Here is a 13,226-nt window from a genome sequence, read left to right on the forward strand (position 1 = left end):
TCCCTTCAAATTACAAAAATTGATGAACCTATTGTTTTGCGTGCTTCTAAATCACGATGAGCTTGCACGGCATCCTTTAGCTCATAGCGCTGATTAATTTCAATTTTGATTCGTCCATGTCGAACGTGATCAAATAATTCATTTGCCAGTTCTTTTTTCTCGGCAGGATCTGCAATGTAATCGGCCAAAGCTGGACGAGTCACAAACAATGAACCTTTGACTGCAAGTAATACCGGATCAAAAGCAGGGATTGGACCCGAAGCCGTACCTACGCAGACCAGCAAACCACGGCGTTTTAGGGAGTCTAATGAGCTCATGAAAGTAGCTTGACCGACACTATCGAAAACGACATTTACACCAACGCCACCTGTTAACTCACGTACACGTTCGGCAACATTTTCATGGCTATAATTAATGACATGATCACAACCATAAGCTCTTGCTACGGCAGCTTTTTCTTCTGAAGATGTGGTACCGATAACGGTCAAGCCAAGTAATTTGGCCCACTGAGAAACGATCAGCCCAACACCACCAGCGGCTGCATGTAATAAAATTGAATCGCCTGCTTTAAAGTTATAAATACGGCGCATCAGATAAGCAGCGGTCAACCCTCGCATGGTCATGGCTGCCGCTGTTTCACAAGAAATTTCTTCGGGTAATTTAATTAAAGCATCTGCTGGAATTAGACGGTTGGTGCTATATGCACCTAACGTATTTAAAAACCCTGTATAGGTGACGCGATCACCTACTTTGAGGTGAGTTACTCCTTCACCTAATGCTTCGACGACACCCGAAGCCTCGACGCCCATGCCATTAGGCATTGGAATTTTATACGTTCCATTACGGAAATATGTATCGGCATAATTTAAACCGACTGCCACATGACGTAGGCGTACTTCCCCTGCTTTTGGGTCTCCTACTTCTACATCTTCATAGCGCATTACTTCTGGCGTTCCTGTTCCATAGAAACGTATAGCTTTCGTCAACGTCATGTCCTATCCCATATTTTGGTTTTTTATTAAGTGCCTATAAAAGCAATACCTAAAACTACAATAAGAAGGATATGTGCCACTTTACATTTGACGACACAGGCTTAACGATTAATGACAAAGGATATTTGAAATATTGCTAAAGAATACTCCCAGCAATTGCAGCAGACCTATGTAGATTGGCGCTATTAGAATTTTTATTTTCATTTAAGCTAAAATTCACCGCCTCTTTTGCATGAATGGCAGTCGTATCAAATAAAGGAACCGAAAACTCAACCTCACCAATCAACATACAAATTTCGGTACAACCTAAGATAATTCCTTCTGCTCCTTCAGCTATGAGTCTCTCTACAATAGCTATGTACTTTTGCTGTGAATCTGGGTTGATCACACCTAAACACAGTTCCTCATAAATGATGTTATGAACTATTTTTCGGTCGGCTTCATTTGGAATAACGACATCAATTCCATAATCCTGCAATCGAGCTTTATAAAAATCTTGCTCCATTGTAAAAGCTGTTCCTAACAGTGCAACTTTACAAATGTTTTGACTCAAAATTTCTTTTGCAGTTGCATCAGCGATGTGTAAGAAAGGAATCGTAATTGAATCTTCAATCTGTGCAGCAACTTTGTGCATTGTGTTAGTACACACCAAAATACAATCTGCCCCAGCTTTTTCTAAGTTTTGTGCTTGCTCAGCTAAATATGCGCCAGCTTCTTGCCATAAGCCTTTCGCTTGCAAGGCTGCGATTTCTTCAAAATCAACACTATTAATAATTACTTTAGCAGAGTGCAATTTTCCTAATTTACCGTGAACCATTTTATTAATTTGTTGATAATAAAGCGCTGTAGATTCCCAACTCATTCCGCCTAATAAACCAATTGTTTTCATTATTTAAACTTCCTATTTATTCAAATGTAATCTATATCTCTTATGAGTAAAGCGCAGCTAGAATAAAATTGCTTTCTTTTAATTTCTATCTTATAAACCACATAAAATATGTTCTTAAACTTTATAGTCGATTAAAAAATAACATGGATATTGATATATTTAATGATAATTACGAATACATGGGCGTTATTGATAAAAAATTAGCGCATCAATTGGGACTATGGCATAGGGTTTTTACTTGCCTTGTATACAACCCATCAACTCAATATGTTTATTTTCAGCTAAAAAATTCTGATAACTATACTTTCGACAGAAAAAGTTTTCTTGATATCTCTGTAGGCGGCCATTATGAGGCAGGTGAAACCATTGAAGATGGCATAAGAGAATGCCAAGAAGAATTAGGAATTGATGTGAGATTTAATCAATTAATTTCTATTGGAATTCGACAAACGGCTTGCCATATAGCAGAAAATTACATTGCAAATGAATTTCAACATATCTTTTTATTGCCTTTAAATATTGATTTATCCGAGCTCAAGCCGAAAGATAATGAGATAGTAGGATTTGTAGAAGCTCCAATAAATGATTGTATTGATTTACTTCAACAAAAAATAAATTCTATTCAAATAAAAAAGAGTATGAGAGTTAAAGAAAACTTATGGGAAATAAGTACCGATGTTATTACGTTAGAGAGTTTTCCTCCAAATTATCTAGCTCTTGATAAGATAATTGAAAGATTACTCATCGCAGCTATGAGACAGATTTCTGGTGAAAACATAAACTATATTTATTGGTGAAATAAGGCTGAATTAATAAAGGAAGTTGCCTCTTGCTTATACATTTCATAGGTCCGGGTGGAGCTGGAAAAACAAGTCTTGCTAAACAATTTGCTATAGATTTCGGTGCTATTTATTATGATTTAGATGAGCACTTTATGCTTAAAATAGGAGATATTTCTCAATTTATAGCTAAATATAGTTATAAAGAATATGCTATTAAAAACATTGAGTTATATAGAAATTTAATAACAACTCTAAACCCTGATCTTGTAAATATAATTGTATGTTCATCAGGATTTATGACTTACCCTAATGAACTTATGGATAGTTATGAGGAGATAAAGACTCAGATTGAAGAAAGTTCTTTGACCTTTTTACTTTTACCTTCTTTCGAGCTTGAAATTTGCGTGAAGGAAATTGTAAGAAGACAACTACAAAGAGAGTATTTAAATTGCTCTTCAGGGAATGAAGAAAAGAAAATTAGAAACAGATTTCCTTTATATATAAACTTAAAATGCCAAAGGATTTTAACAAATGAAGAACCTTTAAAGATAGCATTTGAGCTATTCAAAAAAATCTTTATAGATAAAAATACTTTTCAAACCATTTAATAAGAACACTATGTTAGAGACAGATCGCTTAATTTTAAAACCATTCCTTGATAAAGACTTACCCATCATGATCGAGATGTTTCAAAACAAAGATTTTATGGCCTTTTCACCCTACGGTGCTTTATCGATTGAAGCAGCAACTAGCCGATTTTTAGAAATTTTAGAGCACTATAAAAATCATAATTTTGGCAAAATGGCTATCGTATTAAGAGATACCCATAAAATTATTGGTTATTGTGGTTTTGAAACTTGTGAGGTTGATGGCAAAACAGAAGCTGAGCTAGGTTTTAGACTTATTAAAAGTGAACGAAATAAAGGCTATATTGTTGAAGCTTCACTTAAGTTACTAGAAGACATGAAAAATCGAAACTTTAAGCATGTGATCGCTTTTTCAGAAAAACATAATTTACCTGCCCACAACTTATTAAATAAACTTGGTTTTGAAAAAACAAACTCATCTAGTTACATGAATATGGATGTTATCTTTTTCAAAAAAGATCTGTAATTTCTTTGATAAAAAATAAAGTATTACTATAAAAAACTTTAAGTTAGTGAAGATCTATTTGCCTCAAAGAAACCAGCATTAAACCCAAATCATAAAACATAAGAATTCACGCAAACTTCACGACCAGCTCTTTAATTTAATCTTATAAAGTTGGCTCGGATATAGACATGAAAATTATAACTACAGCCCTAGGGCTGATTACCTTGATAGGTTTAACAGCGTGTAAAAGTGTGCCTAGCTACTCAGGTGACTACGGCAAAGCCGAACAAAAAATTACTGGAATAGAATTAAATGACCAACAAGCGCTAGATATTGGCAATCGTTTTGTTGCCGCATTTAATACGCTTGGCACCCCTTCTTTTGTGAATAACGCGAGTAAACTTTACGCTGATCAGCTGTATATCAATGACACACTCTCGCAGTTCTCTCAGAAAACAGATCTGATCAAACATTTTGAAGGCATGAATGCCCGAGTGAGTAATGTCACTGTAAAACTCATTAGTGCAACTCATCACCAAGATACAGCCTATATCCATTGGTACATGACCTATGACTTTAAAATGCTAGGCCGCTCTAAAACCATGGCTTCTTATGGAATGAGTCAAATTAAGATTAATGATCAGCAAAAAATTATTTTCCAGCAAGATTATTGGGATCCGGCGAATGGTCTCTACCGTTCTTTACCAATCTTTGGAGGAGTCTATAAATGGATATTACCGTTCAAAAAAGTCGAGTCTTAATATTTCTGGGAATCTTGATCGTATCTCAAGCTAACGCGGCTGAACTGAAAAAATGTAGTTCAGCACCTTTGATGGTAACGAGTAAGAAAGTGGGAAATGTCAGTTACTTTGCTGAAGATTGCTTAAAAAATTGGCAGAGTCAAAGCATCAAAATGGACTTTAGCTATAACCGCGATATTCCCGAGTGGGCTTTTAAACGTGCAGCAACCCATTATTTGAAAAAGAATATTAGTGGATTTGATGCAAAATCTCCGCTTAATCATATTAATGAACTTTATAGACCCATCAAAAATGGAGATTTATATAGTTTGTATTACCAACATGAAAATCAAAAACTAGAACTAAAATTAAACCAGAAGCTACTCGGTTCTTTAAACAATCCGAATGCAAATCAATATTTTAAAATCTGGTTTGGTAGTGAACCATTTAATGCTAAATTAAAACAACAATTATTAAATTAATGGCTTAATAAAATCTTATGGGTAATCATTTTATCCTCATGGTTGAGGACCATTTTGAACTTGCAGCAACCGTCTGCGAATTTCTTGAAGTGCATGGTTATATCATCGATCATGCGCGTAATTTAGATGCTGCACGGACTTTTCTCAAATCGCAGCATTATCATCTTTTGCTGCTCGATATAAACTTACCCGACGGCTCAGGTTATGACCTATGTAACTGGCTACGCACCGAACAAGGCGTTGATATTCCAGTCCTTATGCTGACAGCAAGAGATACTTTAGATGACAAACTTAAAGGTTTTACCGCTGGAACAGATGATTATTTAGTAAAACCCTTTGATTTTAACGAACTAGTGATGCGGATTCGTGCATTAATTAAAAGAGCAGCTGGCGAAGTTACTCATCATAAAATTCAGATTCATGACTTAATTCTTGATAGCGCAACCCAGACAGTTATTCGTGCCGGAAATAATATCGAATTGCCGCCTATTCAATTTAAATTATTAAAAATTTTGATGCGTCAATCTCCAAAAGTAGTGACCAAACAAGAACTGATGATGGAGTTATGGGGCGATGAAGAACCTGAAAGTGATGCGTTACGTAGTCATATCTATAATTTAAGAAAAATGGTTGATAAACCTTTTGACCCTAAACTATTACATACAGTGGCAGGCGTCGGTTTAAAAATTGCTTTAGACAGTTCTGCAAGTTAACTCAAATAGACCACAACAATTAAACCTGTTGCCTGTTCTAAGTCCAACTCAGGATGAGTAGCTAAATAGTACTGCCGATCAAACAACTCAACTCGCCATCCTAGTTGTTTGCAAAGCTTTTGCACCAATTGCAAACCAATTCCGTGGCCTTTAACTTTTAAAGAAAGTTGGGAGTCACTGAGCTCTTGTACTTTCACATCATTAGGTAGAGAAATTCCAATTCCATTATCAGCAATAATCAGGCTGTTTTTTTGTTGAATAATGTCAATTTGTGAGCCTTGAGAATAATTCAGCGCATTACGTAAAATATTGCTTAAAACCATTTTAGTCATAGAGGGATATAACCAGCGTGGCTGTTCAGAAAGGTCGGGTTGAATATGAATATGTATTCCCTTACTCTCACTCACTGCTTGTAAACTTTCGACTAGATCCTTCACAATTCTAGATAAAAAATTCTTTTCAGACGGTAAGCTTTTTACTGTATTACGTGCAATCGCCAGTAAGGTATCAACTAATAACTGCATATCCTCAATCGTATTATGAAGACGAACTAAGGCTTTATCATCTCCATATCTCGCCTGACAAAGTTGCACATTACCTTTCAAAATGGTTAACGGAGTACGTAGCTCATGGCTCACATCTCCCGTAAACTCCCTTTCACGTCGAATAAAATCACTTAAAACTTGATGATATTTTTCCAAAGCTTGTTTGAGATATTCTGCTTCCATGTTGCCATTGGTATTAATATCTCTAAAAGGAGATGCTTGGGTATCTTGATGTGCCCAATCGATATTTTCCAAAGCATTTGCCAAGCGTGTAATTGGGGAAAAATAGCGTCTGGCTTTTCGATTTGACCACCATAAGAAGCTATATAGCACAGACAAACTAAACATGAGCGGAGCCAGTCCAAATAGCCAGATCAGCTTATTGACATTGCTCTCGCCAAATACCAACAGAACATGTTGACCATTATGCTCACCATAGACTGTCATTCGCTCTTTACCATCAACGAATACTCGGTGCACCCCACTTTCTAAACGCATACCTCGAAAAGGTTGAGGTGCAATCTCTGTATTCCACCGATATCCATATAAATTTTTCGTATCCGGTAAATCTGCATTTGGGTCACGTTCTATGCGTAACCAGTAATGCTCCATTTCTTGCTCTAAAGCGGTTTTAAGTAAAGAGCCTTTAATGACCCATGCACTACAAGCCAACCCGACCACGATCGATAATGCAATCAGGCCAATCTGCAACCAATAATATCGATTGAACATTTTGGCTAATGGATGACTAGATTTGCCATCATGTCGAGTTCTTATCATATCTTTATCGCCGAGGTAGGCTCTAGAAATTACAATGATCTCTTTCTAAATAAAAAGTGACCAATTACCCATTCTTGTCCTTGCTCAAAACCAAACAGCTCAGCACAAGCCATGAAGAAAATACGCCAACGTTGCCACCAAATATTGGCATCTTTTCCATAGATTTTTTTAAACAGAGGCTTCAATTCAACTTCTTGATTATCCATATTATCAAGCCAAGCATTTGCGGTTCTCATATAGTGCTCACCCGACCACTGCCACTGTTGAGCCAACTCTAAATGCTCTTGAAAATGCAAAAAAGTTGACGTCGCAGGCATTAAACCGCCTGTAAAGAAATACTTGGACATCCAATCATAATCTGATTTTACTTCAAAAGGATAATGTAAAAAGCGATGACAAAAAATATGACACCAAAGTAGCCCATCTGCCTTCAACCATCCCTGAATTTTCTCAAAAAGACGTTGATAGTTACGAACGTGTTCAAACATTTCAACCGATACAACCCGATCAAACTGATCTTGGTCTAATTCGAGCACATTCACATCACATGTGAGCACTTCAAGATTCGTTAAACCCTTCAACTTTGCTTGCCCAAGAATATGCTTTTTCTGGGTTGCAGAGTTTGAAACAGCAGTAATCTGTGAGCGCGGATAGTTTTCTGCCATCCATAATGTTAGAGAACCCCATCCACAGCCTAGCTCTAAAATATGTTGGCCGTTTTTAAGTTGTGCTCTTTCACAGTAAAGCTGAAGTGCGAGCTCCTCTGCCTGATCTAAAGTTGTTGTTTTAGTAGGAAAATAGCAAGCACTGTATTTGAGTCTTTTTCCAAGCACTGCCTGAAAAAACTCAGTCGGCAATTCATAGTGCTGCTCATTTGCCTTGTCCGTTTCAACGGCGATTTCGCTCCGTTTCAGCATATTAAGCACATCCATATAGCGCTGTGCCCCTTGTTCAGGGTCATAACGCCCTTCTTGAATTAAGCGTTTTTTGCTTAAAGCACGAATTGCTGCCCGAATTGCATGATCTGGAATCACACCACTTTCAACAATTTTTAAAGACTGATGAACAATAAAATCCATATGCGCACCTATTTTTTGGGTTTTCGCGGAATAAACATTGATGTTTTTTGTTGATAATCAAGATAGTTTTGGCCGCGGCTTTTAATTGCTTGTTTTTCACTAAATGGAATACCCGTGACGTAGTATAAAAATAGCCACATCAGTAACGGATAAATCCACAATAAATATTGGCCCGCAGCTAAACCAATGATTGGATAGGCAAACCAGTGTAACCATTCAAAAAAATAATTTGGGTGACGTGAATAACGCCATAAACCCTGATCCATCGTTTTGCCATGATGTTCCGGATTTAATTTAAATCGGTACAACTGCTGATCAGCGAGCTGCTCTCCAATAAAGGCAATCACCATGATGACAGCAGCAATCACTAAAGCGATTTTATATCCGCCACTCCATTCAATTGCTTCTACATTGAGTAGCGTCCACATCGGAAAAAAGAACAAAAGCACCAAAAGGGTTTGAAAAATAAAAAATAATAAAAAGCCAACGTGCTGGAACTTACCCATGGCTTGACGCATGTTCGCGTAACGACCATCTTCTTTGTGTTCAGATTGATAACGTCTTAACAGGTGCCAAAATAATCTTAAAAACCATAAGCCGCTAAAAATACCGACAAAAAGTCGCACTTCAACTGGAGCAACTGAAATGAGTAAAGAAGACACAATAATGTTTACTGCCAGACAGAAACTCCATGCGGCATCTACAATTCCAGCTCGGCCATTTAGAGTGGCAAGTAACCAGCTCAGCAACATGATCATTAAATCTAGAATCAGTAAATTCCAAAACATGAGCAGTCTCCTTGCTTGATGTGTTTGAGTTAGTAATTGGTACTTTCAAACAACAAGTGAACATTGCTTATCACGCCTTCTTTAAAACCACCCTCGCAATAACATAAATAGAAATCCCACATGCGAATGAAGTTTTCATCGAATCCCAGAGCCAATACTTCCTCTCGTGCGATTAAAAACCGTGCTCGCCAGTGATGAATTGTTTTTGCATAACTTAAACCGATGTCATTTAAATGCTTTAGCCTTAAACCACTTTCAGAGGCGGTTTGAGTCAATACACTCACGCTAGGAATAAAGCTACCAGGGAAAATATAACGCTTAATATAATCGACTGTATTTAATGCTTTTTTATAACGAAAATCTTCAATGGTAATGGCTTGAATAAATGCCAAACCTTTCGGTTTTAACAGCGCTTTACATTGGTCAAAGTATGTCGACAAATACTGCGCACCTACGGCCTCAACCATTTCAATTGAAACCAACTTATCGAACTTTCCTTCGAGCAAGCGGTAGTCTTTTAATTGCACATCAATTCGATGTGCCAACCCAGCTTCACTTACACGAGTAACGGCTTCATCGTATTGAGCTTGTGAAATGGTAATGGTGGTCACTCTACAGCCGTAATGTTGGGCTGCATAAATTGCAAAACCACCCCACCCACTTCCAATTTCAACCAAATGATCCATTGGTTTTAAATCTAACTTTTTACAGATGAGCTCTTTTTTAAAATCAGATGCGTCTTCGAGTGACATGTTTTCATTTTCAAAAACAGCACTCGAATACATTAACGACGGGTCTAAAAATAATTTAAAAAAGTCATTACTTAAGTCATAGTGCTCAGCAATATTTTTACGGCTCCCGCTTATAGAATTTTTTCTATTTTTATACCAACCCTTCAGAAAAAACTGGCTCGCCTGTGCAATAACATTCTGGTTAAACTGGTCTAATACATCTCGATTACGTGCCAATATCTGAACCAACTCTACAAGTTGTTCGCTGCTCCAATCACCACGGATATAGCCTTCAGCTGCTCCTAAAACACCATTTTTTAAAATGAGATCCATCAGCAAAGGATTGCGAACTTCAATCACAGCATGTAAGTCTGAAACCTCGCCAACCGTACCACTCCACGCGCCCTGAAAAGTGATCTGTCCATGACGTAGTTTGAGAAGACTCTTGAGCAGTAACGGTAGTGAGTCATCTTCACCATAAAGAAATGTTTTTATCATGTCTTATCTACCTTGATCTTTTTAGGATGACGATAAAATGGAACTTTTTTTCGCCACAACTTAAATGCCTCTAAATATATTGAAAACAACATTTTAAAAGGGGCTAGGCTGTTCATAAGAGCATATCGATACTGCTGTGAAGGAAATGTGATGGGCACAAGTTCAAACCGCATAGTTGCATCAAACACTTGTTTTTGTTCTTCAAAGAGCTGCATGTGAATGACATTTTGCTGGTCTGAAAAACTAAATCGCCAACGGTAAGTCAACTGCATGGGCATAAACGGCGAGACGTGAAATGATTTTTCAAAGTTAAAATCAAAACTTTCATAACCGCCTACATGGGAGTGTTGATTCATACAGTCGTGTATGTAAACTTTTCGTTCATTCCAAGGGGTATTGGTGATTTCACTGACAATAAATACGGGTTTTCCGGCTTTATTTAAAACAAAATAAAAGACGACCGAATTAAATCTAAAACCCAAACAACGAGGTAAAGCCAATACTCTGATTTGCCAGTCTGGCCTAATATGTAAGTTGTTATTTTGCAGTATCGCTTTTTCTACTTTTTCCTTTATAGAACCGTGATACATATTTAAAAAATCATTTTTGGATAGTTCTAAGACATTCCAATGATCAGTCGCCCAAAGTGAGCAATCTTTTGTAATATCATCTAATTGATCTGGATCAAACCATAAATAATTTAGGGTCGATGTGAATTGATGCGGTTTCGGGCTATAGCGTCGATGACGAATAAGTGTAGGAGCTATAGCAAGTTTATTTAATAACATTTGAAAAGCTCCTTACCTATTTTTAAAAGTGTAAAATTTGCTCTACAACACGTGCTGCACTGCGGGCACCATCCTCATGGAAACCCCAGCCCCAATACGCTCCACAAAATGAAGTTCTGTTTTGTCCGTTAATTTCTTGCCAACGAGATTGAGTTTGAATCGCTTTAGTATCAAACACAGGATGACGATATTGGCGTTCAACCAATATGTCTTCGGCTTTAATTTTCATATTCGGATTTAAAGTAGAAAAAACTTGAGTATTACAGGGTAAATTCTGCAAATTATTCATCCAGTAGGTAAAACCATAATGTATGTCGGACTCATTGCTTTGAACTTGCGATGTTGGCGTTACATGTACATGCCAACTTGCCCACTGCAAACGACTTTTAGGCATAATTGAAGTGTCACGGTGAACCACCATGTGATTATCTTGATAGCTAAATTGACTTAGTATTTCTCGTTCAAGCGATGAAGCATCTTTAATTAAACTTAGGCTATCGTCCGCATGGCTTGCGAAAATCAACCAGTCATATTCGGCTTGCCCTTCAGTCGTTTCGATAAACACAGTTTCTTGTGAACGGCTCACACCTTTTACTTCTGCAAACTTCCACTCAATAGATGGACAGTTTTGTTGAATAGCATGTATATAACTTGCTGAACCGTGTTTGACTGTTTGCCATTGTGGCCGCTCTTTTAGCTGTAGCATGCGGTGATGCTGAAAAAAGCTCACCACAAATCGATATGGAATCTGACCTACCTGCTCAACCGGAGCCGACCATAATGCCCCGCACATCGGATAAAGATGCTCATAACGGAACTCATTGCTATATTTGTGTAGGTCTAAATAGTCTTCAATAGATAAATTAGGGTCAAAATCTGCTACATCAATATTTTTATTATCATCATAAAAACGTAGCAAATCTGAGAGCATTTGTAGAAATTTACGGTTTAAAAAGTTCTGCGGACGGGCAAAGAGCGACCATTTTTTTGAGGGGTTATATTGAAGCCCACTGACCAGATTATTCACCGAAAAACTCATGTCGCTGCTTTGAGTTTCAACTCCCAAATTTTTAAGCATGTCGGTAAATAACGGATAGTTGTAGTCATTAAACACAATAAAACCACTATCTACCGCAACTTTAGTGTCCTCTATATCCAACTCATGAGTGTCAGTATGACCACCAAAATAGTTATTTTTTTCATATACGGTAACTTGATGTTGTTTTGACAATTTCCATGCAGCATAAAGTCCCGATATACCCGAACCCACAATGGCAATTTTCATAACACTTCCCCATTTTCAATTTTTTCTATCGGTAGATCTTTAATCTTTTTATATTGATAGACCTTCGCTGGTACTGGCTTTAGCCCCCACACCAAACCAAATAAAGACATCAGTTTGAGCACATAAAAGGTGATATCAATCTGCCACCAATAAAAACCTTGACGCACACTGCCCGCGTAAAAGTGATGGTTGTTGTGCCATCCCTCACCTAAGGTAATTAAAGAAAGTAAAAAGTTATTACGGCTATCATCTGGGGTATTAAACTCTCGTGAACCATAACGATGTGCGAGTGAATTAATACATAAGGTTGCATGCGTTAATAGAACGGTAGAAATCACAAATCCCCACACCAAAAGCTGTAAGCCATTAGTTCCCAACTCAGGGAAATGTTGCGCAAGCCACGAACCAAAACCATAAATTGCCAAAGCTGTAAAAATCACAATAGGCAAACTAAATCGATCCAGCCAAATCAGCTCAGGATATTTCAACCAGTCTTTAATCACTTTTTTTCGAATAGCAAAATTCTGCTCATTCAAAAACCAGCCTACATGGGAATACCAAAAGCCTGCTTTCGCTGAATGTGGGTCCTGATCGGTGTCGGTAAAGTGATGATGATAACGGTGATGCGCTGCCCACCATAACGGTCCGCGCTGTGCACTCATGGTTCCTATCAGTATAAAAATGAACTGGACAATACGTGATGTTTGAAAAGTTTTATGTGAAAGATAGCGGTGAAAAAAAGCAGTAATTGCAAACATGCGAAGAAAGTAAAAACCCAGCATAAAGACAACTGCAAACCAAGATACGCCCACCCAAAACACAGCTAAACAAGCGATATGCAATAAAATAAAAGGAATTATTCTTAACCATTGAATTTTCTTTTCAATGACATATTCGCTAGAAGTACCCACTTGCGCATTTTCTGAATCTGACCAGCTATCGATCCAGCGCAGAAAAAATTTAGACATTGATTCTTCCTGATCTAAAGCATTTCTTTTGGTTCTAATTTAGAAAATGCGCAATGAATTTTATGTGAAGTTCA

The 13,226-nt window shown here is 37.4% G+C and carries 15 protein-coding genes; 6 read left to right on the forward strand and 9 right to left on the reverse strand.

The features are described from left to right. Positions 1–5 precede the first annotated feature (5 nt). Positions 6–992, reverse strand: coding sequence for a quinone oxidoreductase family protein (locus tag ACLBWE_RS15520; RefSeq protein WP_447603904.1), 987 nt, complete (start codon positions 990–992; stop codon positions 6–8). Positions 993–1,128: 136 nt separating this feature from the next. Further along, on the reverse strand, positions 1,129–1,881 hold the full coding sequence (locus ACLBWE_RS15525; protein ID WP_447603906.1) for an aspartate/glutamate racemase family protein: 753 nt from the start codon (positions 1,879–1,881) through the stop codon (positions 1,129–1,131). Positions 1,882–2,024: 143 nt separating this feature from the next. Between ACLBWE_RS15525 and ACLBWE_RS15530 the strand changes: the two genes are divergently transcribed. From ACLBWE_RS15530 to ACLBWE_RS15555, 6 genes are all read left to right on the forward strand, one after another. After that, the gene (locus ACLBWE_RS15530) at positions 2,025–2,678 is read left to right on the forward strand and encodes an NUDIX hydrolase (RefSeq protein WP_424607358.1); all 654 of its coding nucleotides are present in this window, start codon (positions 2,025–2,027) and stop codon (positions 2,676–2,678) included. Between the two features lie 32 nt (positions 2,679–2,710). Then, positions 2,711–3,271, forward strand: coding sequence for a shikimate kinase (locus ACLBWE_RS15535; protein ID WP_447603908.1), 561 nt, complete (start codon positions 2,711–2,713; stop codon positions 3,269–3,271). A gap of 10 nt (positions 3,272–3,281) precedes the next feature. Then, the gene (locus tag ACLBWE_RS15540; RefSeq protein ID WP_447603910.1) at positions 3,282–3,776 is read left to right on the forward strand and encodes a GNAT family N-acetyltransferase; all 495 of its coding nucleotides are present in this window, start codon (positions 3,282–3,284) and stop codon (positions 3,774–3,776) included. Between the two features lie 167 nt (positions 3,777–3,943). Next, positions 3,944–4,516, forward strand: a complete 573-nt coding sequence (locus ACLBWE_RS15545; RefSeq protein WP_198495478.1) for a nuclear transport factor 2 family protein — start codon at positions 3,944–3,946, stop codon at positions 4,514–4,516. Further along, positions 4,483–4,977 (forward strand): chalcone isomerase family protein, encoded by a 495-nt coding sequence (locus tag ACLBWE_RS15550; protein WP_004643374.1) that lies wholly within the window; start codon positions 4,483–4,485, stop codon positions 4,975–4,977. The genes ACLBWE_RS15545 and ACLBWE_RS15550 overlap by 34 nt, the downstream gene beginning before the upstream one ends. Positions 4,978–4,994: 17 nt before the next feature. Beyond that, the gene (locus tag ACLBWE_RS15555; protein ID WP_003652559.1) at positions 4,995–5,690 is read left to right on the forward strand and encodes a response regulator transcription factor; all 696 of its coding nucleotides are present in this window, start codon (positions 4,995–4,997) and stop codon (positions 5,688–5,690) included. Here ACLBWE_RS15555 and ACLBWE_RS15560 read toward each other — a convergent pair. From ACLBWE_RS15560 to ACLBWE_RS15590, 7 genes are read right to left on the reverse strand one after another with little or no spacing between them, the layout of a single operon-like run. Beyond that, the gene (locus ACLBWE_RS15560; RefSeq protein WP_447603913.1) at positions 5,687–7,015 is read right to left on the reverse strand and encodes a sensor histidine kinase; all 1,329 of its coding nucleotides are present in this window, start codon (positions 7,013–7,015) and stop codon (positions 5,687–5,689) included. The two genes, ACLBWE_RS15555 and ACLBWE_RS15560, sit on opposite strands and share 4 nt — an antisense overlap. A 29-nt stretch (positions 7,016–7,044) precedes the next feature. Continuing rightward, positions 7,045–8,094, reverse strand: coding sequence for an SAM-dependent methyltransferase (locus tag ACLBWE_RS15565; protein WP_005046228.1), 1,050 nt, complete (start codon positions 8,092–8,094; stop codon positions 7,045–7,047). Between the two features lie 8 nt (positions 8,095–8,102). Beyond that, positions 8,103–8,882 carry a DUF1295 domain-containing protein gene (locus ACLBWE_RS15570; protein WP_209733983.1) on the reverse strand — a complete coding sequence of 260 codons (780 nt, stop codon included), beginning with the start codon at positions 8,880–8,882 and terminating at the stop codon, positions 8,103–8,105. A 29-nt stretch (positions 8,883–8,911) separates the two neighbouring features. After that, positions 8,912–10,111 (reverse strand): class I SAM-dependent methyltransferase, encoded by a 1,200-nt coding sequence (locus tag ACLBWE_RS15575; protein WP_447603916.1) that lies wholly within the window; start codon positions 10,109–10,111, stop codon positions 8,912–8,914. Then, the gene (locus ACLBWE_RS15580) at positions 10,108–10,899 is read right to left on the reverse strand and encodes a DUF1365 domain-containing protein (protein ID WP_447603918.1); all 792 of its coding nucleotides are present in this window, start codon (positions 10,897–10,899) and stop codon (positions 10,108–10,110) included. Before ACLBWE_RS15580 ends, ACLBWE_RS15575 begins: the two co-directional genes overlap by 4 nt. A 22-nt stretch (positions 10,900–10,921) precedes the next feature. Beyond that, on the reverse strand, positions 10,922–12,184 hold the full coding sequence (locus ACLBWE_RS15585) for an NAD(P)/FAD-dependent oxidoreductase (protein WP_447603920.1): 1,263 nt from the start codon (positions 12,182–12,184) through the stop codon (positions 10,922–10,924). Further along, the gene (locus tag ACLBWE_RS15590; RefSeq protein ID WP_198079856.1) at positions 12,181–13,152 is read right to left on the reverse strand and encodes an acyl-CoA desaturase; all 972 of its coding nucleotides are present in this window, start codon (positions 13,150–13,152) and stop codon (positions 12,181–12,183) included. Before ACLBWE_RS15590 ends, ACLBWE_RS15585 begins: the two co-directional genes overlap by 4 nt. Positions 13,153–13,226: the final 74 nt, after the last annotated feature.

It is taken from the genome of Acinetobacter sp. M5A5_2a, from assembly GCF_053345265.1.

Excerpts from the sequence above, each read along its gene's own strand:
- ACLBWE_RS15565 (WP_005046228.1), bottom strand. The coding sequence starts at position 8,094 with ATGGATTTTATTGTTCATCAGTCTTTAAAAATTGTTGAAAGTGGTGTG.
- ACLBWE_RS15550 (WP_004643374.1), top strand. The coding sequence starts at position 4,483 with ATGGATATTACCGTTCAAAAAAGTCGAGTCTTAATATTTCTGGGAATC.
- ACLBWE_RS15570 (WP_209733983.1), bottom strand. The coding sequence starts at position 8,882 with ATGTTTTGGAATTTACTGATTCTAGATTTAATGATCATGTTGCTGAGC.
- ACLBWE_RS15525 (WP_447603906.1), bottom strand. The coding sequence starts at position 1,881 with ATGAAAACAATTGGTTTATTAGGCGGAATGAGTTGGGAATCTACAGCG.
- ACLBWE_RS15540 (WP_447603910.1), top strand. The coding sequence starts at position 3,282 with ATGTTAGAGACAGATCGCTTAATTTTAAAACCATTCCTTGATAAAGAC.
- ACLBWE_RS15585 (WP_447603920.1), bottom strand. The coding sequence starts at position 12,184 with ATGAAAATTGCCATTGTGGGTTCGGGTATATCGGGACTTTATGCTGCA.
- ACLBWE_RS15545 (WP_198495478.1), top strand. The coding sequence starts at position 3,944 with ATGAAAATTATAACTACAGCCCTAGGGCTGATTACCTTGATAGGTTTA.
- ACLBWE_RS15530 (WP_424607358.1), top strand. The coding sequence starts at position 2,025 with ATGGATATTGATATATTTAATGATAATTACGAATACATGGGCGTTATT.
- ACLBWE_RS15590 (WP_198079856.1), bottom strand. The coding sequence starts at position 13,152 with ATGTCTAAATTTTTTCTGCGCTGGATCGATAGCTGGTCAGATTCAGAA.
- ACLBWE_RS15560 (WP_447603913.1), bottom strand. The coding sequence starts at position 7,015 with ATGATAAGAACTCGACATGATGGCAAATCTAGTCATCCATTAGCCAAA.
- ACLBWE_RS15575 (WP_447603916.1), bottom strand. The coding sequence starts at position 10,111 with ATGATAAAAACATTTCTTTATGGTGAAGATGACTCACTACCGTTACTG.
- ACLBWE_RS15555 (WP_003652559.1), top strand. The coding sequence starts at position 4,995 with ATGGGTAATCATTTTATCCTCATGGTTGAGGACCATTTTGAACTTGCA.
- ACLBWE_RS15520 (WP_447603904.1), bottom strand. The coding sequence starts at position 992 with ATGACGTTGACGAAAGCTATACGTTTCTATGGAACAGGAACGCCAGAA.
- ACLBWE_RS15580 (WP_447603918.1), bottom strand. The coding sequence starts at position 10,899 with ATGTTATTAAATAAACTTGCTATAGCTCCTACACTTATTCGTCATCGA.